23 protein-coding genes and 1 tRNA gene are annotated in these 18799 nt (G+C 60.5%); 14 read left to right on the forward strand and 10 right to left on the reverse strand.

Annotation, left to right across the window (positions count from 1 at the left end):
• On the reverse strand, positions 1-612 hold a 612-nt coding region (locus ACGVKB_RS00555; RefSeq protein WP_392349316.1), incomplete at its 3' end, for a response regulator transcription factor.
• Positions 613-688: 76 nt separating this feature from the next.
• On the opposite strand from ACGVKB_RS00555, the gene ACGVKB_RS00560 reads away from it, so the two are divergent.
• Genes ACGVKB_RS00560 through ACGVKB_RS00575 form a run of 4 tightly spaced genes read left to right on the forward strand, consistent with a single transcriptional unit; the run spans position 689 to position 2520 of the window.
• Positions 689-1090, forward strand: coding sequence for a hypothetical protein (locus ACGVKB_RS00560; protein ID WP_392349317.1), 402 nt, complete (start codon positions 689-691; stop codon positions 1088-1090).
• A complete protein-coding gene (locus ACGVKB_RS00565; protein ID WP_392349318.1) occupies positions 1087-1479 on the forward strand; it encodes a hypothetical protein in 393 nt (130 codons plus the stop codon). The genes ACGVKB_RS00560 and ACGVKB_RS00565 overlap by 4 nt, the downstream gene beginning before the upstream one ends.
• A complete protein-coding gene (locus tag ACGVKB_RS00570) occupies positions 1479-1982 on the forward strand; it encodes a Tfp pilus assembly protein FimT/FimU (RefSeq protein ID WP_392349319.1) in 504 nt (167 codons plus the stop codon). The genes ACGVKB_RS00565 and ACGVKB_RS00570 overlap by 1 nt, the downstream gene beginning before the upstream one ends.
• Positions 1972-2520, forward strand: coding sequence for a type II secretion system protein J (locus ACGVKB_RS00575; RefSeq protein WP_392349320.1), 549 nt, complete (start codon positions 1972-1974; stop codon positions 2518-2520). Before ACGVKB_RS00570 ends, ACGVKB_RS00575 begins: the two co-directional genes overlap by 11 nt.
• Here the strand turns inward: ACGVKB_RS00575 and ACGVKB_RS00580 are convergent.
• Positions 2490-2858 carry a hypothetical protein gene (locus tag ACGVKB_RS00580; RefSeq protein ID WP_392349321.1) on the reverse strand — a complete coding sequence of 123 codons (369 nt, stop codon included), beginning with the start codon at positions 2856-2858 and terminating at the stop codon, positions 2490-2492. The genes ACGVKB_RS00575 and ACGVKB_RS00580 overlap by 31 nt on opposite strands.
• A complete protein-coding gene (locus ACGVKB_RS00585) occupies positions 2855-4264 on the reverse strand; it encodes an ATP-binding protein (RefSeq protein ID WP_392349322.1) in 1410 nt (469 codons plus the stop codon). Before ACGVKB_RS00585 ends, ACGVKB_RS00580 begins: the two co-directional genes overlap by 4 nt.
• Positions 4265-4344: 80 nt before the next feature.
• Between ACGVKB_RS00585 and ACGVKB_RS00590 the strand changes: the two genes are divergently transcribed.
• Positions 4345-5166: an ABC transporter permease gene (locus tag ACGVKB_RS00590; protein WP_392349339.1), complete on the forward strand. Its 822-nt coding sequence runs from the start codon at positions 4345-4347 to the stop codon at positions 5164-5166.
• 24 nt (positions 5167-5190) lie between these two features.
• Complete coding sequence (locus ACGVKB_RS00595) at positions 5191-5403, forward strand: hypothetical protein (protein WP_392349323.1); 213 nt, start codon at positions 5191-5193, stop codon at positions 5401-5403.
• Positions 5404-5476: 73 nt separating this feature from the next.
• On the opposite strand, the gene ACGVKB_RS00600 is transcribed toward ACGVKB_RS00595, so the two are convergent.
• Genes ACGVKB_RS00600 through ACGVKB_RS00610 form a run of 3 tightly spaced genes read right to left on the reverse strand, consistent with a single transcriptional unit; the run spans position 5477 to position 7272 of the window.
• Positions 5477-5707 (reverse strand): hypothetical protein, encoded by a 231-nt coding sequence (locus ACGVKB_RS00600; protein ID WP_392349324.1) that lies wholly within the window; start codon positions 5705-5707, stop codon positions 5477-5479.
• Positions 5708-5715: 8 nt separating this feature from the next.
• Positions 5716-6405, reverse strand: a complete 690-nt coding sequence (gene trmH, locus ACGVKB_RS00605; protein WP_392349325.1) for a tRNA (guanosine(18)-2'-O)-methyltransferase TrmH — start codon at positions 6403-6405, stop codon at positions 5716-5718.
• Positions 6406-6417: 12 nt separating this feature from the next.
• Entirely contained in the window at positions 6418-7272 is an 855-nt protein-coding gene (locus ACGVKB_RS00610; RefSeq protein ID WP_392349326.1) for an FKBP-type peptidyl-prolyl cis-trans isomerase, read from the reverse strand.
• A 70-nt stretch (positions 7273-7342) separates the two neighbouring features.
• Here ACGVKB_RS00610 and ACGVKB_RS00615 point away from each other — a divergent pair, with 70 nt between their 5' ends.
• Positions 7343-7675 carry an MGMT family protein gene (locus ACGVKB_RS00615; protein ID WP_392349327.1) on the forward strand — a complete coding sequence of 111 codons (333 nt, stop codon included), beginning with the start codon at positions 7343-7345 and terminating at the stop codon, positions 7673-7675.
• 12 nt (positions 7676-7687) lie between these two features.
• Positions 7688-9007 (forward strand): 16S rRNA (cytosine(967)-C(5))-methyltransferase, encoded by a 1320-nt coding sequence (locus ACGVKB_RS00620; protein WP_392349328.1) that lies wholly within the window; start codon positions 7688-7690, stop codon positions 9005-9007.
• Here the strand turns inward: ACGVKB_RS00620 and ACGVKB_RS00625 are convergent, their stop codons facing one another.
• Genes ACGVKB_RS00625 through ACGVKB_RS00635 form a run of 3 tightly spaced genes read right to left on the reverse strand, consistent with a single transcriptional unit; the run spans position 9008 to position 12260 of the window.
• Positions 9008-11086: a transglycosylase domain-containing protein gene (locus ACGVKB_RS00625; RefSeq protein WP_392349329.1), complete on the reverse strand. Its 2079-nt coding sequence runs from the start codon at positions 11084-11086 to the stop codon at positions 9008-9010.
• Positions 11083-12036 (reverse strand): chlorophyll synthase ChlG, encoded by a 954-nt coding sequence (chlG, locus tag ACGVKB_RS00630; protein ID WP_392349330.1) that lies wholly within the window; start codon positions 12034-12036, stop codon positions 11083-11085. Before chlG ends, ACGVKB_RS00625 begins: the two co-directional genes overlap by 4 nt.
• An 11-nt stretch (positions 12037-12047) precedes the next feature.
• Positions 12048-12260, reverse strand: a complete 213-nt coding sequence (locus ACGVKB_RS00635; protein WP_392349331.1) for a DUF2862 domain-containing protein — start codon at positions 12258-12260, stop codon at positions 12048-12050.
• A gap of 56 nt (positions 12261-12316) precedes the next feature.
• On the opposite strand from ACGVKB_RS00635, the gene hisF reads away from it, so the two are divergent.
• The 4 genes from hisF to glyQ all read left to right on the forward strand — a co-directional run bounded on the left by hisF (position 12317) and on the right by glyQ (position 15174).
• Positions 12317-13090 (forward strand): imidazole glycerol phosphate synthase subunit HisF, encoded by a 774-nt coding sequence (hisF, locus tag ACGVKB_RS00640; protein ID WP_392349332.1) that lies wholly within the window; start codon positions 12317-12319, stop codon positions 13088-13090.
• Positions 13091-13115: 25 nt separating this feature from the next.
• Complete coding sequence (ubiE, locus tag ACGVKB_RS00645) at positions 13116-13817, forward strand: bifunctional demethylmenaquinone methyltransferase/2-methoxy-6-polyprenyl-1,4-benzoquinol methylase UbiE (protein WP_392349333.1); 702 nt, start codon at positions 13116-13118, stop codon at positions 13815-13817.
• A gap of 76 nt (positions 13818-13893) precedes the next feature.
• On the forward strand, positions 13894-14244 hold the full coding sequence (locus ACGVKB_RS00650) for a hypothetical protein (protein ID WP_392349334.1): 351 nt from the start codon (positions 13894-13896) through the stop codon (positions 14242-14244).
• Between the two features lie 42 nt (positions 14245-14286).
• Entirely contained in the window at positions 14287-15174 is an 888-nt protein-coding gene (gene glyQ, locus ACGVKB_RS00655) for a glycine--tRNA ligase subunit alpha (protein WP_392349335.1), read from the forward strand.
• 22 nt (positions 15175-15196) lie between these two features.
• Here the strand turns inward: glyQ and ACGVKB_RS00660 are convergent, their stop codons facing one another.
• The gene (locus tag ACGVKB_RS00660; protein ID WP_392349337.1) at positions 15197-15544 is read right to left on the reverse strand and encodes a Nif11-like leader peptide family natural product precursor; all 348 of its coding nucleotides are present in this window, start codon (positions 15542-15544) and stop codon (positions 15197-15199) included.
• A 127-nt stretch (positions 15545-15671) separates the two neighbouring features.
• Here ACGVKB_RS00660 and ACGVKB_RS00665 point away from each other — a divergent pair, with 127 nt between their 5' ends.
• Positions 15672-17606, forward strand: coding sequence for a ComEC/Rec2 family competence protein (locus tag ACGVKB_RS00665; RefSeq protein ID WP_392349338.1), 1935 nt, complete (start codon positions 15672-15674; stop codon positions 17604-17606).
• 27 nt (positions 17607-17633) lie between these two features.
• Positions 17634-17720, forward strand: a tRNA-Ser gene (locus tag ACGVKB_RS00670).
• Positions 17721-18799 lie beyond the last annotated feature (1079 nt).

The following is an 18799-nucleotide window of genomic DNA, read 5'->3' on the forward strand; positions in this document are numbered from 1 at the left end:
ATATCCCATGTACACATCCAGAGTGTTGGGGTCTCCAATGAAGGGCTCCCCCCACACCGCATTGAGGATTTCCCCACGCTCCAGGACGGTTCCGCTGTGCTGGAGCAGGTGGCGCAACAGGTCGAATTCCCGCTGGGACAACTCAATGCCGCGCGCTCCGCGTTGCACGGTTCGCTCGATCACGTTGAGCTCTAGATCGCCCAGATTCAGGATCTCCCCCCCTGCTGGTGCCGTTAAGGCACTGCGGCGCAGGCAGGCACGCACGCGGGCATGCAGTTCTTTGACGTCAAAGGGTTTGACCAAATAGTCATCCACTCCGGTGTCGAGGGCATGGACCCGCTCTTCAATGCCGTCTCTGGCCGTGAGCATCAGCACCGGGGTGCGGTCATCGGTTCGCCGGAGGCGCGCGCAGATCTCCACCCCCGATAAATCCGGCAGACTCCAGTCGAGCAGGGCTAGATCCACGGTGTTTTGGCGCAGGTGAAGCAGGGCCTCCTGGCCGTTGTCAACGCCGACGCAGTCATACCCCGCACCCTTGAGCTCCTCCATGAGGAACTGGAGCAGTTCTGGGTCGTCATCGACGATCACTAGCCGCTGGGGCTGGTCGCTCACTAACAGCTCCTATCGAGATCAGATTAATTCCGCCGACAGAGGGGAACGCTCTGTGCAGTTCGCACCCGGACCAATGTTGGCCCCACCACCAAACGGGCATGGCTTTGTGCTGCCGTTGTCCCTCAGCTGCTCAGCTCTGATCCTGCTCAGCAGCCTGTCGCTTCAGACCCTTGCCTTGCATCGGCATCTGCGCAGTCGCCAGGCCGTTGATAGCGCTGTAGCCGAGGATGCCGAACAAGCGGTGCGGATGGATTTTCTCCAGCGCGCCAGCGGTGCCAATGCCTGCCTGCTGGCTTGGCCTTCGCAGCTTTGGTTGGAGCCCAATCTCTGTCCGGGTTCAACGCCAGCCCGACTCCAGTCCGGATTGTCCGGAGCACTGGCCTGGACTCTGAAGGCCTGGGATCCCTCCCGCCGCTGGCTGCAGATCCAAAGGACGGATGGTCGTGCCGTTGCGATCGACCTGGAGGCAACACGATGAGCTTCAGCGAAGTGGTGATCTCGGCACTCATCCTTGGCATCAGTGCCCAGATCAGTCTGCGCGGCTGGGCTCGGACCCATGCCTCGGCCCTGGCCGCTGTGGAACGGGATCAGCAGCTGCTGGCGATGGATCGTCGTTTGCTGGTTCGCCAGCGGCTGCTGTCGTTGGCGACTCCTGTGGATGGCAGCTGCCGGTTCCAGCCCGCTGGGGTGCAGCACATTCTGGCGGAAGCCCCCTTGGCGTCCGGCGTCACCGAGCAGCTGGAGCTTCTGCCTGATCTGCAGGGACTTTGGTTGACGCTCAAGGCTGGGGGAACGGCACCCTCTCTGCACCGCCGTCGATTGTTCACTCCGGCGGGTCTTGGACTCTGCCGGCCGGAGGGGGCGTGATGAACCGTGGATTCACGCTCCTGGAATTGTTGATCGCCCTGGTGGTCCTGGGAATTCTGGCCACGCTCTCCTTGCCGTCATCCATGCGGGACCCGGCACAGCTTGAGCTGGAAAGCGGTCTGCGGCGGTTGAGGGTGGGCCTGGATCGGGGGCGGCTGGCGGCGCTGCGTCAGCAGGCCCCCTGTGCTCTGCATCTGAGCGATCAAGGTTGGAGGCCCCCAACATCACTGGTTGTGCCGGCATGTGCCGGTGCCAGCACTTGGCTGGCTGAACATGCGACTGGTCCATTGGTGCTGCAGAGCACGCTTCCGCACACGGTGCGTTTCACCGCCAATGGTCTGGTGCTGGATGGCGGGTTGGTGCTGTTGCGTCACCCCCGCCTTTCCCGCATGGCCTGCCTGGTGATCGGTCTCCCCCTGGGGATTACCCGAACCGGGAGTTATCACCGTGATCCGACGCTCGAGCTCAGCAGTGCCCACTGCCGTCCGAACGATGCGGGCTAATCCTCGGGGGGGTGGCTTCACCCTGATGGAGCTGATGCTGGCGGCAGCACTCGGGGTGTTGGTGTTCGGAGTGGGTTTGCAGATGCTGCTCCGCGAAGCGCGCCATGGCGGGCAATTGGCTCAACGGATGCAGCTGCGCAGTCGCCAGCGCAGAACGCTGCGCTTGCTGCGGGACGACCTCCGCTCAGCGACCAGCTGGGTGGTGGCGCCCGATGGCAAGGCGGACTGGCCCTGTCCGCTGGCTGACCGCAAGCCTCTCCTCGCCCTGACACCTCCCCATGGATCGCCGGATGTGCTGTACAGCGTGGGCAAGGCCCCGTCCTCGATCTGGTCGGGTGCGGTGCTGATGCGTTGCGGACCAGCCTTTGATCTGCAGGGGCGTCCCAGTTTCAACAGCCGCTATCAAAATCGGGTCGTCCTCGACGCAATCCAAGACTTCAGGATTGAGCAACCAACTGACCTACCCCTGCTTGAGCTGGAGGTGGAGCAGCGGCTCAAGGGGTCTGATCAGGTGGTGCGCTCATCGGCTGTGGGCTGATCGCTTTCCTCGGGTCCGACCAGAAAAAACACCACCACGGCCACTTCGGAAAGCGCCAAAAACAGGTGGTCTAACCAGCCAAGCTCGATCGCCATTCCCCTGACGGTGATCAGGCTGTTCACGACGATCAACATCGTGGAATAGGCCGCCAAGACCAGGGTGCCCACGGGCTGAAGCCTGCTCCGCTGTGTCCAAAGTGCCCACAGCAGGGGCATCAGCACCAAGGTGGCCACACCATGCAGGATCCGCATCGACAGTTCACTGTGCAGGTGCGGGGTGATGGCTGCCCAGATGTTCGCAGGGATCAGCAGTGAACAGAAGATCAGGTACAGGATCATCGGGGTAAACGAATGCTGAAACAGCTGCCTTCGTTGAGCTTGCTCCTCAGCTCAATGGTGCCGTTCATGCCCTCCACGAGCAATTTCACGATGGAGAGGCCGAGTCCAGATCCGGTTTTGTCCGGTGCATTGCTGCCCCGTTGAAAGCGTTCGAAGATCCGCTGCTGATCGGCGGCGGGGATCCCGATCCCACGATCGATCACCTGAATGACGGCGGCCATGGGCTCAAGCTTCAGGACCAGGCGAATGGGTTGTTCCGGAGGGGAATAGTTGTTCGCATTCTCGATCAGATCCAACAGCACCTGTCGCAAACGGGCGCCATCGGCCTGGATCACAACCTGGCGTTGTTCGGGGTCCTTCGGCAGGTCCAGGGTGATGGGCCGCTGAATGGTGTTGCGGGCCATGTCCAAGACCTGCTCGAGTTGATCGGTCAGAACAACCGGTTCTTCCACAAAGGACAGCCGGCCTGCATCACTGCGGGAGAGGTCGAGGAAATCATCGAGCAACCGCCGCATCCGCACGCTCTCCTCTGCGGCGGTGTTCAGTCCGGCGATCTGACTCTCCGTGAGGTTGTCGCCGCGTCGGATGGTGCGCTGCAGGTAACCCTGCACGATCGTCAGTGGAGTGCGCAGCTCATGGCTGACAGCGCTCACAAATTGCCGTTGCTGAAGCCAAGATTCGGCCAGCCGTTCAAGTAAAGCGTTGTAGTTGCGGCTGAGCTGAACCACTTCAATCGGCCCGTGATTCACCAACAAGCGGGATGAGTTCAAGGTGTCGGCCGTCACCTGCGTGGTGGCGCTGTTCAGCCGTTCGAGCGGTTGCACGATGCGTCGCACCAGCCCGCTGACGGCCAGCAGCGTGGCGGTCAGACAGCTGCCCCAAATGATGATCATCAGGGCCAGATAGTCACTCAGCGCCTGTTGGTTGGAGCTGATCTCATGGGTGATCCAGAGCCGTGCACCCGATGGAAATTCCTGCACCAGTTCACTGATCACCCGGCTGTCGCCCGTATCCATCACCCGTTGCAGACCGACGATGCGCTCAGGATTGGCCTGCATCGAGGCTCGGATCAGCTCCTCCGAGATCTCCAGGTGATCACTTTTCGGCTGGATCAGCTCGCCATCGACCGGCTCGAGCCAGAGGCGGGTTTTGGCTGAGGAGTGCAACAGCAGTTCCTGCTGCACATGCTCCGGCTCAGTGCCTCCTTCGCGCAGGCAGGTCTCAATCGCGTCAGCGCTGTTGCGCAGTGTCTTGAGCTCGTTGTTGATCAGGTTGCGCTGGCCAACCCAGAGCCCCACCGATGACGCGCCGGTGAAGCCAAGAAATACCGCGAGGTAGATCGCCAACTGAAGTTGTCCCTGCAGGCTTCCCAGGAGTTGCTGGCGCCAGTGACGAGTCCCTGCCATCTCCCCATTCTCTTGCGAACGGGGGACAATGCACAGCATTGAAGAACGATCAGTCTGTGTCCCTCACCCTCTCCAGCCGAATGGCCCGCTGGGGTCTGGTGATCGTTGGTTGTTATCTGCTTGTCGCGTTGCTGACACCGCTTCTGATCGGTGGTGGCCTCCTGCCAGACGCCAATGCTGGATTGGCCAATCCGATTTATGACGGTCCCAGCTGGCAGCACTGGTGCGGCACCGATCGGTTGGGTCGTGATGTTTGCGTGCGCACGATGGCGGGGAGCGGGGTGGCCCTGCAGGTGGTTCTGTTGGCCGTCGGCCTGGCCTTGGTCGTTGGTGTTCCGTTGGGGATGATCAGCGGCTACCTCGGTGGCGCCGTGGATCGGGTGCTGGTGCTTCTGATGGACACCCTTTACACCCTTCCTGTGCTGCTTCTGTCGGTCGTGCTGGCGTTTCTTTTGGGAAAAGGGATCCCCAATGCCGCCGCTGCGTTGTGTGTGGTTTATGTACCCCAGTATTTCCGTGTGGTGCGGAACCAGACAGCCCAGGTCAAAAGCGAGTTGTTCGTGGAGGCAGCCCAGTCCCTCGGGGCTGGCCCGATCTGGATTTTGCGGCGATATCTATTTCGCAACGTGATCACCTCGGTGCCTGTTCTGCTCACCCTCAATGCGGCCGATGCAGTGCTCGTGCTGGGAGGCCTTGGCTTTCTGGGTTTGGGCTTACCTGAAACCGTGCCGGAATGGGGTGGAGATCTCAACCTGGCCTTGGCGGCCGTCCCCACCGGCGTGTGGTGGACGGCTTTGTTTCCAGGGATGGCCATGTTCATCCTGGTGTTGGGGCTCTCCTTCCTGGGTGAAGGCGTCGAGGCTTGGGTCAGCGGCGGTGACGGCCGTCCCGCGTCAAACTGAATCAAAGAGGTCGTCGCGGCACCCATGCCTTGGTGGAGCACCCTGATCTGTTTGCTGTTGGCAGCACAACTCTGGGCCTCCAGCCTGCGCAATCTCGACGACGTGATTGGTCTGCTGGAAAAGATCCTGGCGACGACCCTGGCACTGGTCGTGCTCGTGGTCGGTCACAACATCATGCTGGAGCTGGTCGGCCTTCTGGTGGCGTTGGGTTTGCCGATGGCTCGGCGACGAACGTGATCGATATCGATCGTGTCCGCCGCCCAAACCAACCACGTCCTGCGCGTCTGACGAAGACGACCTGATCAATGGATCAGTGCTTTTGCGGGGTGCTCACTTCGCGGATCGAAATCCGACAGCTGCCCGGGAAGATTGCATGGGCATCCTGCACAGCATGGCTGAGGTCTTCGGACTCGAGCAGTTCTTCGCCCCAGTTTTCACCGCAGTGATAGGTGACGGCGAACTGATGCATCGTCTGCTTCTCCATCGATGGAGTGCGGCTGGTGTCGTTATGGCTCAGCTGTCGGGCGTCGGACAAGAGCATTCCTGCTCTCAGCAGCGCAAACGGACCGTGCGCGGGAGCTCTTCGGTCAGCTCGCCAAGGTCGTTGAGGGCTGGATAGGCGCGATTTTCCTGCTGACACCAGGCCGCCACCTGGGGGTAGGCCCATTCGAACAGCAGGCGGCGGTAGTGGTCCGGCTCAAGCCCTTCTCCCCGTTTGGGAGCGATCCCCGCGGCCTCACGCTGGCGCAGGGCTTCGAACAACAAGGTGGCCGTGGCCACGGACACATTCAAGGACTGCACCATGCCGTGCATGGGGATGTAGATCGCCTGGTCCATCAGGTCTCTGGCCCGGTCGGAGAGCCCCCATTTCTCGGCCCCCAACACGAACGCGGTTGGGCCGGTGAAATCACAGTCCCGGTAGTCGCGAGCCTCCACACCCAGATGGGTGCCATAGAGACGGAATCCCTGATCCTTGAGTTGGCCGATGGCCGTGTCGATCGTTGGGTGGTCTCGCAGAGCCACCCACTTCTGGCTGCCCTGGGCGGTGCTGTTGAAGGTGCGGGGGCGACCCTGCAGGCTGACGATGTGGGCTTCGAGGGCACCGACCGCATCACAGCTGCGCAGAATCGCTGAGAGGTTGTGGGGCTTTTCAACATGCTCCAACAGCACGGTCAGATCTGCCATGCGGTGATCCAGAACCGCTTTCAAGCGCTCGAACCGGCGCGGCAGCAGAGGCATGGGCTCAGAGCGTCACAGGATGAGATTCGTTGTCTTCAGGGACTTGGTGCCGGGCATCAACAAGGCGAGATCTGCAACACCGTCGCCGTCCTGGTCCAGTTCCAATGTTCCTTTCTGGAACCGTACGTCTCCGGCGGTGCCGGTGAACGGATCACTGCTGATGAACCGCAGCTCCTTGGCCACCTCGGTGAGGTTGATCCTGTCTTTGCGACCGAAATCGAGCACGTGATCGGATTGGCCTTCGGCAGCTGGTGAGTCCTTAACGCTCTTGACGTGGAAGGTGTCTTTGCCCTTACCACCGATGAGCACATCGGCACCCCGTCCTCCCGTCAGTTGATCCTTGCCCTTCAGGCCGATCAACAGGTCGGATTCGTCTCCTCCCTCGATTTGGTCAGCACCATCCAGGCCGATCTTGAGGCCTGTGGTGCTTTCAATCAGCTCATCGGTCAAGCCGATCTTCTTGCTCTTGATCCCGAGATCGCTGTAGTCCGAAAAAATGGGTTCGCTGCTGCCTGCCGGCAACATGGCCAGCAATTCAACCTTGAAGTTCAACGGGCTGTTCGGGGGGATGCGATCGCCACTTCCGGCTTCCCCATAGGCCTGCTCAGCTGGGATGGTCAACTCGACGACCGAACCGAGGCGTTCTCCGACTAGCCCGTTGTCCCAGCCCTCGATCACCTGTCCGGCTCCAAGGGTGAACTCGAAGGGTTGCCGACCTGGAACAGGCTCGAAGCTGGAGAAGTCGAAGTTGGCGTCGAACTCCTCACCACTCAGCAAAGTGCCTTGGTAAAACACCAGGACCGCGTCGGTGTCGCTGACCGCCGGGCCCTTGGACGTTCTGAGCACATCGGTCGAAAGCGTGGTCACCGTGTCTTTGGCCAATGATCGTGAGGGCTTTTAAGCATTCTCGCTGATCTTTTCTGTTCCGAGATGAGTCATGGAACACTCCTTCGACCAACGGGTTTGGGATGTGGTGGCGCAGATCCCCCCAGGGCGTGTGGCCACCTACGGCCAGATCGCTGATCTCATCGGCGCTTGGGGTTGTGCACGGCAGGTGGGCTGGGCGCTGCGCCGGCTTCCGTTGCCATCCCCAGTGCCCTGGCAACGGGTTGTGAATGCTCAGGGACGGATCTCGATGACGCTGAGCCGCCAGGGCACCGACTGGATTCAACGGGATCTTCTGCTCGCTGAGGGGATTCCGGTGGATGCGGAGGGCCGGTTGCCGCTTCAACAGGTCCTGTGGCGGCCGGACGCTAGCTGTGGAGGTTGATGGTTCACCACCTTGGCCGATTCCTCCGTGCGCGGTTTGTCGTCCCGGCGTCTGGCCTGGGAGGTGTTGAAGAGCGTTGCAGGCGGTGCCTATGCCGATGTCGCTCTGGAGCGTTGCCTTCGGGACTCCACGCTCCATGGAGCCGATCGCGCGTTGGTCACGGAGCTGGCCTATGGCGCGATTCGGCAGCGGCGCGTTCTCGATGCCTGGCTGGACCGACTTGGGCGCGTGCCGTCCGAGAAGCAGCCTCCAAAGCTGCGTTGGTTGCTGCACATCGGGCTGTATCAGCTGCTGATGATGGAGCGCATCCCCGATGCCGCGGCGGTGAATACCAGCGTTGAACTGGCCAAAGCCATTGGTCTGGCTCGGCTGGCCCCGGTGGTGAATGGACTGCTACGGGCGGCGCGGCGCGCTCTGGATGCGGGCGAATCCTTGGCAAAACCCGATAGCGCCGCAGGGGCACTGGGCCTGGAGCAGTCCCTCCCCGACTGGTTCACGGCCCTGTTGTTGGAGTGGTGTGATGCGGATCAGGCCCAGCGGATCGCAGAGGCCTCCAATGCGGTGCCCAAGCTCGATCTGCGCGTCAACCGTCTCCGCTCCACCCCGGCAGAGGTTGCGACGGCATTGTCGGAAGCCGGCATCGATGTCTGCCCCATTCCTGATTGTGAGTACGGGCTGCAGGTGATTGGTCACGCCGGTGATCTGCGCAACTGGCCCGGCTATGCAGATGGTCATTGGTGTGTTCAGGACCGTGCTGCCCAATGGGTTGCGCCCCTGCTCGATCCGCAGCCGGGCGATCGCATCCTTGATGCCTGCGCGGCTCCGGGGGGGAAAAGCACCCATCTGGCTGAATTGATCGGTGATCAGGGGGAGGTGTGGGCCCTGGATCGCTCGGCCGGCCGGTTGAAACGGGTGGCGAATAATGCCCATCGACTGGGACTGCAGTCGATTCAGGCCATGGCGGCCGACGCCGTCGATGTCGCTGCCAAACAACCGCAGTGGCAGGGGGCTTTTCAACGACTGCTGATCGATGCTCCTTGTTCAGGCCTCGGCACGCTTGCCCGGCATCCTGATGCCCGCTGGCGGATGACACCGGAGGCGATCGAGGCCTTGCTTCCCCTGCAGGAGGAGATCATCGATGGGCTCGTGCCGCTCCTGGCACCCGGTGGACGCATGGTGTATGCCACCTGCACGATTCACCCGGATGAAAATCAAGCGCAGGTGACGTCCTTGCTCGAGCGTCATCCCGGGCTCTCCTGCCTCAGCCAGCATCAGCGCTGGCCGGGGGACGGGGATGGATTCTTTGCGGCTGTCCTCGAAAAGACACCGTGATCAGCGGGTTTGCACTTGGGGCTTGAGCCAGTTGCGTTTGGGTTCTTCCACGGGCTCTGGCGCCGGGCCAGGGGCCGCTGGGGTCGGTGGTTCCAGGATGGTGTCGGGCACCGGTTCGCTGTCTTCCCACGTCGGTGGGTTGTAATTCGAGCCATCAAACAATGGCGTTGGGGAGACCGGTTCGGGTTCGAACTCATAGCCCTGATAAGGGGCTTCCTTCGTGTTGGCTTTGGGCTTGCTGCGGCCGGGGGGACGGAAAGGGCGGTTGAGCACCGGTTTGGGGGGGAAGGCCTGCACGGGGAATTCATCCTCGATCTGAAGCATGAACTGCTTCCAGGCCCAGGCGGATTCGCCGCTGCTGCTTTTGGTTTCCCGGTTGTTGTCGTAGCCGAACCAAACCGCCGTGGTGAGCTGGGGGATGGAGCCAATGAACCAGAGATCGCGGGCGCCTTCAGAGGTTCCGGTTTTTCCGGCCACTTGCCGGTTCTCGAGCTTTGCTGCGATGCCGGTCCCACCGGTAACCACACGCTGCAGCATCCAGTTCATGGTGTCTGCCACATCGCTGTCGAGGGCCCTGCGGCCGCGATCTCCATCGATGCGCCGGCTCCAGATCACCTCCTCATTCGGCCCTCGAATTTCTTCGAACGCCGTTGGCAGCATGTACACCCCACGGTTGGCGACGGCGGCGTAGGCCGCGGTCATGTCGAGGATGGTCTGCTCGTAGGCACCGATGGCCATCGGGTAATACTTTCCAAGCGGACGCTTGGTGCCAATGTTGAAACCATTGGCTGTTTCGATAATGGCGTCGAAGCCAACTTTGTCTTGCAGCTGAACAGCAACAGTGTTCAGTGAGTTCTTGAGTGCGTCGGCGAGAGAAACCTTGTTGAAATACTTATTGCCGAAGTTCTTGGGACAATATCCACGCCAACATTGCTTCTTGTCGATAAAAATATCTTCTGGTTTCACCCCACGATCGATGGCCGCGGCATAGGGGAACAGCTTGAAGGTCGATCCTGGGGAGCGCAGGGCTTGCGTGGCCCGGTTGAACTGACTCGAGCTGAAATCCTTGCCACCAACCATCACGCGAACCAATCCGGTTCCCGGTTCGATCGACACGATCGAGCCTTCTGTTGTGGCAGGCGCGTATTGACGCACCACCTGCTGCGCTTTGATCTGCCAGTCGAGGTTGATGCTGGTCCGGATTTTCAGCCCCCCAACCTCGAGCTGTTCGGGGGTTAAGAGCTGAGGCAGTTGTTGCGCCACCCAGCTTGTGAAATAAGGAGCCGCACTGTTGAAATATTTTGGCGTCGCCGGTTGGAGATTGAGGGATGTGTCTTTCTCACGAACCGCGTCAGCTTCGGTGATGAACCCGGCCTGTGCCATGCGGTCCAGAACAACCGCGCGGCGTTCTTTCGCCAGGTTGGGATTGACCAGCGGGGAATAAATCGAAGGGGCTGGAGGCAGCCCTGCAATTAACGCAGCCTCTGGAAGGGTGAGTTGCTCCGGCGTTTTGGAGAAATAGATCCATGCCGCATCGGCGACGCCGTAGGCGCCGGACCCGAGGTACACATAATTCAGGTACTGCTCAAGGATCTGCTGCTTGCTGAGCTGGCGCTCCAGCTTGAACGCGAGAGCCGCTTCCTTCAGCTTGCGCGTGATCGTCCGGTCCTGACTGAGGAAGACCGTGCGAGCGAGTTGCTGTGTGATCGTGCTGGCGCCTTCACGCACGGAGCCCTGGCGCACATTGGTGACGATGGCTCTGGCGATGCCCCAGCCGTCCACGCCATCGTGGTCATAAAAGCGTCGATCCTCCGCAGCGATAAAGGCCTGCTGGAGAAGAATCGGCATCTCACCGGGCTTCAGCTTCTCCCGGGTGGCTGGGCCAAGTTTTTGGATCACCCTGCCGTTGGTCGACAGCAAGGTGATGGTTCCTGGCCTGTTGAAGGTGGCCACGCCCCGGGCATCCGGGAGGGTCGCATCGATCATCCGCGTGAGCGCTCTGGTTCCCAGAGCGGCTCCAACACCGATGGCTGCGGCAGATCCTGCGATCAGGATCCATTGCAAACGCGTGCGGCTCACATTCCCTGAATCAGGGGGCTGTGTCCGACGGCAATGGCCGTCACCAACATGCCAAGCACCAGAAAGGGTTGAGCACTGGCCTGATATTTGACATCGAATTCAACAGGATCCCGGAGCAGCCAAATGTCCTGGAAGGTGATCTGAGGAACGATGAGCAGCACCAACAACACTGCAGCGAAATGCTGACCGATGGCGATGAGAACGGCAACCATCGCGAGTTGAAAGACATCGATCATTCCAGCGCTGATCCAGCTGGCGGTTTTGATGCCGAAGACCACGGGCAAAGACTGGAGACCGAGGGCACGGTCGCCTTCCACACTCTTGAAATCATTGACAACAGCGATTCCAAGGCCGGCCAGGCTGTAGGCCAGGGTTAAGGCGGCGGTTGTCCAGGTCAATTCACCGAACAGCGCCTGGCCGGCCCACCAGGGCAATGCGATGTAGCTCGCCCCGAGGGCATAGTTGCCCAACCAGCCGTTCTGTTTGAGCTTGAGCGGTGGGGCTGAATAGATGTAGCTCACGAACGATCCGCCCAGAGCGAGCAGAAACACCACCGGCGTGGTGTGATCGGCCCATTGATCAAGTCCGTAGGCCACCCCCAGCCCTGCGATCAGCAGAACGATGATTTGCAATTTGACTTGCCCGAGGGGGATGGCCCCTGACGGGATGGGGCGATACGGCTCGTTGATCGCGTCGATGTCGCGGTCGTAGTAGTCGTTGATGGTTTGCGTGAAGCCCGCCAGCAATGGCCCGCTCATCAACATGCAGGCAAAGGACGCCAGCACGTGATCGAGTTTCCACTGGTACTGCCCGCTGGCAGCAGCGCCGCAGACCACGCCCCAGATCAGGGGAATCCAGGTGACCGGTTTCATCAGCTGCAGGCGCAGCTTCCAGATGTTGTTGGTGCCTGAGGCACCTTTCATGCCGAGCAGCTGGCGGGCGTCACTCACGGGTTTGGGCCTCAGGCGGCGGCGATTTCGTCTTCGAAGAACCAGCTGGTGGAGCCATTGCTCAGTTCCACCACAACGCCGATTCCTTTGCCATCAACGGTCCGGAACTCCTTGACGGTGCCACTGGAATCCGTCTTGAGCAGATCCACCAGGCTCTGGGGAATACGGTCGCGAACGCGGGTGATCCGGATTTTCGATCCGATCGAGATCGACGCCTGGGTCATGGCCTGCGAGGCTTGAAAAGTGGCGCAACACTAACAGTCGATTTTGCGCCGGAACCATGGTTGCCCTGCGTTTGATTCCCTGCCTTGATGTCGCCCGGGGCCGTGTGGTCAAGGGGGTGAACTTCGTGGGCCTCCGCGATGCCGGTGATCCCGTCGAGCTCGCTTGCCGTTACAGCCGAGCTGGGGCGGACGAATTGGTGTTCCTCGACATCGCCGCGAGCCATGAGGGGCGCGCCACCTTGGTGGACATGGTGCGGCGCACCGCTGAGTCGGTGACGATTCCTTTCACGGTGGGTGGTGGGATTGCCTCCATCGACGGAATGACCGAACTGCTGCGGGCCGGTGCCGACAAGGTCAGTCTCAATTCTTCGGCGGTGCGACGGCCCGAGCTGGTGTCTGAGGGGGCCGAACGGTTCGGCACGCAGTGCATCGTGGTGGCGATCGATGCCCGCCGCCGTGATGGCGGTGGCTGGGATGTGTATGTCAAAGGCGGACGTGAGAACACCGGCTTGGATGCCGTCAGCTGGGCCGGGCAGATGGCGGAGGCCGGAGCTGGGGAGATCCTGTTGACATCGATGGATGGCGACGGCACCCAGGCCGGTTATGACCTCGAACTCACCCGAGCTGTCGCGGAGGCCGTGCCCGTTCCGGTGATCGCCTCTGGAGGGGCAGGTTGCATCGATCACATTGCCGAGGCGCTGGATCTCGGCCCTGGCGGTGGCCATGCGTCGGCGGCACTGCTGGCCTCTCTTCTCCATGACGGTGTTCTGACGGTGGAGGAGATCAAGACGGATCTGATGGGACGAGGTCTACCGATCCGGCCCCTTTAGCGTCTGCGCATTCAGCTCCGTTGCCGTGGAACCCGGTGATCCCGCTGCTGTCGAGCAGCTGTTCGATGCGGTGGCCCCCAGCTACGACCGACTCAACGATCTGCTCAGCCTGGGTCTGCATCGCCATTGGAAACGGCGCTTGCTCTCCATGCTGCGACCCAAGCCCGGTGAGCATTGGTTGGATCTGTGCTGTGGAACAGGGGATCTCGCACTGCTTCTCGCCAGGGCCGTGCGCCCGGGTGGATCGGTGATCGGCGTGGACAGCGCGGCGGCCCCGCTGCGCTGTGCTGAGCAGAGGAGCCGCCAAGAGTCCTGGCTGCCGTTGACGTTTCGCAAAGCCGATGCTCTTCAAACCGGCCTGCCCGACGCCAGCGCCGACGGCGTGGTGATGGCCTACGGGCTGCGCAACCTGGCGGATCCTGCCCGCGGATTGGCTGAGATCCGGCGCGTGCTGCGTCCGGGCGGCCGTGCCGGGATTCTCGATTTCAATCGTCTGGATCCAGAGGTCCCGGCGGCTCGTTTTCAGCGTCTGTACCTGAGGCGGATTGTGGTGCCCGTCGCCTCAGCTGCTGGATTGCAAGAGCAATACGCCTATCTGGAAAAAAGTCTGCAGCGTTTTCCCTGCGGTCAGCAGCAGGAAGACCTGGCTCGATCGGCTGGCTTTAAGGAGGCCACGCACCACACCATCAGCGCAGACCAGATGGGAATTTTGATGCTTCAGGGCTGAATCTTTGTTTGCGTCGCTTGCGACACGGCCCCCTGCGAGGCTAAATCAGAAGAAAAGATAAAGAGTCGAATCCGCTTTGGCCTTTCCTCTTCCGTCGCTGCTGCCCACGATTGAGGAGCTGCTTCAGGAGGTGCAATGGCTCGATGGTCTGATCCTGATCACCGACTCCCAGCGGGCCACGTTCGTGTCCTTTTCCCAGGTGGATCCACTCCTGCGCAGGTTGCGGACCAAGCCCCGGGGACATCATGTGGCCGAGAAGCTCTGCATGTCGCTGCTGGAGACCCATGGCAAGGGTGGAGCCAAGCCCGTGCTGGTGTTCCAGGGTGATGGCAGCTTCTGGTTGGGAATGATGGGAACCTCTGCGGATCACCCCCATCGCCGGCATGCCGTGGCCCATCTCAATCGCTGTTTCGAACTGAGCGGCTGACCCCGGCCGGCAGAATCAGAAGCCAGCCGTTCCAGATCGTTCGTGCATTTCCAGGACATCATCAGCACGCTCAATCGTTTCTGGGCCGACCAGGGTTGCCTGCTGCTTCAGCCCTATGACACGGAGAAGGGTGCTGGCACCATGAGCCCGCATACGGTGCTGCGCGCCATTGGCCCTGAACCGTGGGCCGTGGCCTACCCAGAGCCATGCCGTCGTCCCACCGATGGCCGCTATGGCGATAACCCCAATCGGGCACAGCATTATTTTCAATATCAGGTGTTGATCAAGCCGTCGCCGGATGGCATCCAGGAGACCTATCTGGCCTCTCTTGAGGCCCTAGGGATTAAGGCCAGTGATCACGACATTCGCTTCGTCGAAGACAACTGGGAGTCACCAACCCTCGGTGCCTGGGGGGTTGGTTGGGAGGTCTGGCTCGATGGCATGGAAGTGACGCAGTTCACCTACTTCCAGCAGTGCGGTGGTCTGGATTGCAAACCGGTGTCGATCGAGATCACCTACGGGCTTGAGCGGCTGGCGACCTATCTGCAGGATGTGGAGAGCATCTGGGATCTCAGCTGGAATGCAGACCGGAAGTACGGCGATATTTGGTTGCCCTTCGAAAAGGGGCAATGCCATTTCAACTTTGAAGCGTCAAATCCTGAACGCCTCAAGCAGTTGTTCGCCATCTATGAAGCGGAAGCTGCTGATCTCATCGAGAACAACGTGCCCGCACCGGCCCTGGATTTCGTTTTGAAGTGCAGCCACACGTTCAACCTGCTTGAGGCCCGTGGTGTGATTTCGGTGACCGAGCGAACGGCCACCATTGCTCGAATCCGTCATTTGGCCCGCAAGGTGGCCGAAGCCTGGCTGGCGGAACGTGAGGCCCTCGGCTTTCCCTTGCTCGACAAAGCCAAAGCTCTCCAGGCCTGAGGTTCAGTCGCCGTGGAGAGCCTTAGAGCTTGATCCAGACATTCATCGCCCAGCGGCGGGTGGCGTCGCTGTCACCCCAGCGGCCCCATTTCACTTCACTCAGCTCGTCCTCATTGATATGGGGAAGGGTTTGAGCTCTCGATTCCAGGGTGTCCACGGTGAAGTTGATGCCATGTTCCTTGGCAATGTCGATCACTTCTTGCTGACTTTGTACCTGCTTGATTTTTTCTTGAAGGTCAGAATCACCAGCAAGTTTTTTTAGAAAAGTTGCCAGATTTTTCTGGTTTTCACTGTTGTTCTCATCCCAGGTCCAGACCGACCCATAGGGCGTTGATTGGGCTGGAATATCCCTTGGAGATGGCTGTGACATGGCTGTGATCTTTAACGGTATGGAACCCTTCCTGTCTTCTATGAGCTGTCTGGGGTCCTGTCAACGGTGGCGTTGAGGAAACTCCACCGCAGGGGGGAATCCTCAAGCAGGTTGAGATGGATGGGCTGTGCCACACGTCCGTTGGGTCCATGGCATGGCCTTTGGCCTGCTGGTCGCTCTGATGTTGAAAGGGATTCTTTGGGGGCAGCCCGCTCCCGGTGCACGGGATCCTGTCCATCTGTTGGTGTCCACCGAGCGGCGTCCCGTGGAACTGGTTGGCCGATTGGTTCGGGATCTGCGTCGGTTCGACGGGGGGTGTTCCGGATTGTTGGCGGTGGAGACGATCGATGGTGTGGATGCGATGGGGCGGACGCAACTGGTGTTGCGTCCCTGTCCGACACCACTGCCACTGCAGGCCTGGCGGGTGTCGGTGCAAGGTCTGCTGCAGCATCCGGCCCCTGGCGGACACCCTTTGGTGATCGGTTCGGCGGAACGTTTGAACCGACAAGCCAGCTGGACCGAATTGCGTGCCGACTCCCTTTCCGTGCTCCACCGGTTCAAGGCCCCCTTGGCCGATGGACGTCGGCGCATTCAGCAGCGGTTGATCAGTGCCGCAGGTGCTGAACGGGGTGCCCTGCTGTCGGCCCTGGTTTTTGGCAGTGCTCAGGTGACGGTGCCTGACAGCTTGAGAGAGAGCGTGCGGGTGGCAGGTTTATCCCATGCTCTGGCGGCATCGGGCTTTCATTTGTCTGTTTTGCTCGGTGCCACCCTCGCCATCTCCCATCGGGCGGGTCGTGGGCTTCGGCTCGTGCTGGCGGCATCGGCTCTTCTGCTGTTTGTGCTCCTGGCAGGACCCCAACCATCGGTGGTGCGTGCGGTGCTGATGGGAGGCTCCGCCCTGTTGATTCGTGAGGCGGACCAGCGCAGTCATGGCCTTGGTGTTTTGCTCACCACCCTTGTGCTGATGTTGCTGATTCAACCGGCTTGGGCGCGTTCCCTTGGCTTCCAGTTCAGTGCCGCCGCCACCGCGGGGCTGGTGATCACGGCCCCGCGGTTGGAGGAACGGCTGAGCGCCCTGATGCCGTCGTGTCTTCGACGGCTTGCGCCGGCGTTGGCTGTTCCACTGGCGGCCATGGCCTGGACCCTGCCGTTACAGCTGCTTCATTTCGGATCCACACCGCTTTACGCCCTCCCCGCCAACGTGCTGGCAGCACCTCTGCTGACCCCGCTGACCCTGGGCTCCATCGCTCTGGTCCCCGCGGCGCTGACCCTGCCAGCGCCATTGTTCTCCTGGCTGGTTTGGCCGCTGCAACAGCTGGCGCAGGTGTTGATTGTTCTGGTGACCACGATCAGCCACTGGCCAGCGGCTCAGTTGCTTACGGGACACCCACAACCCCTGGTGGTCGTGTTGGTGTGCGTTGGTTTGCTGCCTTGGCTGATGCCACTGCCACACGTTTGGAGGTTGGGGGCTGTACCCGCACTGTTGTTGGCTGTTGGCTTGCAGTTCGCTCAACAGTTCGGCGATGGGGTGATCGCTGTCCATCGTTACGGTCGCCATTGGCTGCTTGCCCGCCATCGCGGCCGCGCGGCGTTGGTGACCAATGCGGGGGATGGGAGCAGTTGCAGCAGGGCCAGGCGTCTGGCGACGGCCCATGGTCACCGGCGCCTGGACTGGGTGGTGGTGCGTGATCCGCGAGGAACCGACGCCTTGTCTTGCTGGAGGGACCTGGCGCATCACGTTCAGCTCTCCCATCAGGGAGAGGTTGAGCTCAGCCAAGGCCAGCGTCTGGTCAGTCCGGGGTTGGAGTTGTCATGGTTGGGAGATCGAGGCGGCTCCCTGCATCTGAACGTCGGATCTCAGCACTGGTGGTTGTTTCCACGTCCGCAAGCGCTCTGGGGACTGGCCCCATCCGCATGGGTCCGCCCATCTCCTGATGGCATCTGGTTCGGTTTCACCCCTTCCCCACGGCAGCTCAGTGCTTTGCCTCGGCGTGGTGTTACGAGTATTTGGATGGCCACATCTCAGCCTGGGCACTTCACTACCCGGAGGGCCGGCATCTAAACTCTGACTGCGCCAATGGCGGCGTTTGGAGAGGTGGCAGAGTCCGGTTGAATGCGCACGACTCGAAATCGTGTAGGGGTAACACCCTCGTGGGTTCGAATCCCACCCTCTCCGTTTTAAAAATGTCCTAGGACGTCCTTCAACGTTGCGTCTCCCTTGCTGGAGATCTCTTGTGCTGCTGAAGGGGCCTTGTTTTGACGCGCTCCCGCACGCTATCGATCCACTGAGTTCGGCTGAAGAACCAACGTCCACAGTGATGAAGGTTGCTTCCAAGTCGGCGATGGCACGACAGGACATCACTGGCCCCGAGTGCTGTCGCTGATGCCTGAAACAGTTTTTCTGTCTATGGTTGTTTTGTGAGGGGGAGACCTCTTCGAGCGTGGTTGCTTGTTTTGGTGGGTGGTTTCACGACCTACTGCCTCTCTCACACCTCTTGTGAGACGTCCGAACCCGGAGAGTTGCTCATCAGCTCTTTTTTCAGTTTTTCTCCTTCTTGTTTCAGTTTGGGGTGAGAACAGTGCATCGGCGGAGTTGCTCGGTCGACCAAGCCCCTCCGAGGCAGACAGATATGGCTCCTCTGATGCGTTTGGAGTCTTCAGCTTGACTGCCCATGAATGATCGTGAAGGAGGTGTATTGATTGTCCGTACAATCCTTCGACGAAGGATCTGCTCTGTGAATTTACTAAGGCTCCAAACCTCTGATGGGGGCGGCATATTGAGATCCTTGTTGGACCTTGGGCCAAGAATAATGCATATTTCTTCTCGTTATTTGATTCTTGCTGGTCTTGATCTCACTGCTTCGAAGCCGTGTTGAAGCCTGACCGAAGGCTGGCTTATGTGGTCCTAGCGCTGTCAGGCACACCTTTTGTCGCGATCTCCGAGGTTGTCTTGCTTCAAGGCAGCTGGTCGTTCGATTTTCTGTGACCGATGCATCAACGGCCTTGTTACCTGATTCGGCACAAAAAATGAAGGGAACGAACGATCCCTTTTCATACGGCTAAATGTGTTTTGGTATCAGCCGAGGCGTCTCTTCGTTTACGGGTTGTTCCGCGGGCTGTATAGCCCAAAACTTTAATCCCTCTCTTGGTTATGGACTTTTTGCTCAAGCTCAAAGGTTTCAAGAAGTACTACGGTATGGATGTATCCCTAATGAAAGGGGACGATACCTTAGACACCATTACCATCTCGGACGA

This window comes from Parasynechococcus sp., assembly GCF_042954325.1.
Classification (GTDB): Bacteria; Cyanobacteriota; Cyanobacteriia; order PCC-6307; family Cyanobiaceae; genus Parasynechococcus.

Bases quoted from the DNA above. Each gene is read 5' to 3' on its own strand.
- ACGVKB_RS00595 (WP_392349323.1), top strand. From the start codon at position 5,191: ATGCCTTGGTGGAGCACCCTGATCTGTTTGCTGTTGGCAGCACAACTC.
- ACGVKB_RS00565 (WP_392349318.1), top strand. From the start codon at position 1,087: ATGAGCTTCAGCGAAGTGGTGATCTCGGCACTCATCCTTGGCATCAGT.
- ACGVKB_RS00615 (WP_392349327.1), top strand. From the start codon at position 7,343: ATGGAACACTCCTTCGACCAACGGGTTTGGGATGTGGTGGCGCAGATC.
- ACGVKB_RS00590 (WP_392349339.1), top strand. From the start codon at position 4,345: ATGGCCCGCTGGGGTCTGGTGATCGTTGGTTGTTATCTGCTTGTCGCG.
- ACGVKB_RS00600 (WP_392349324.1), bottom strand. From the start codon at position 5,707: ATGCTCTTGTCCGACGCCCGACAGCTGAGCCATAACGACACCAGCCGC.
- ACGVKB_RS00585 (WP_392349322.1), bottom strand. From the start codon at position 4,264: ATGGCAGGGACTCGTCACTGGCGCCAGCAACTCCTGGGAAGCCTGCAG.
- ACGVKB_RS00570 (WP_392349319.1), top strand. From the start codon at position 1,479: ATGAACCGTGGATTCACGCTCCTGGAATTGTTGATCGCCCTGGTGGTC.
- trmH (WP_392349325.1), bottom strand. From the start codon at position 6,405: ATGCCTCTGCTGCCGCGCCGGTTCGAGCGCTTGAAAGCGGTTCTGGAT.
- ACGVKB_RS00635 (WP_392349331.1), bottom strand. From the start codon at position 12,260: ATGACCCAGGCGTCGATCTCGATCGGATCGAAAATCCGGATCACCCGC.
- ACGVKB_RS00660 (WP_392349337.1), bottom strand. From the start codon at position 15,544: ATGTCACAGCCATCTCCAAGGGATATTCCAGCCCAATCAACGCCCTAT.
- ACGVKB_RS00580 (WP_392349321.1), bottom strand. From the start codon at position 2,858: ATGATCCTGTACCTGATCTTCTGTTCACTGCTGATCCCTGCGAACATC.
- ACGVKB_RS00575 (WP_392349320.1), top strand. From the start codon at position 1,972: ATGCGGGCTAATCCTCGGGGGGGTGGCTTCACCCTGATGGAGCTGATG.
- hisF (WP_392349332.1), top strand. From the start codon at position 12,317: ATGGTTGCCCTGCGTTTGATTCCCTGCCTTGATGTCGCCCGGGGCCGT.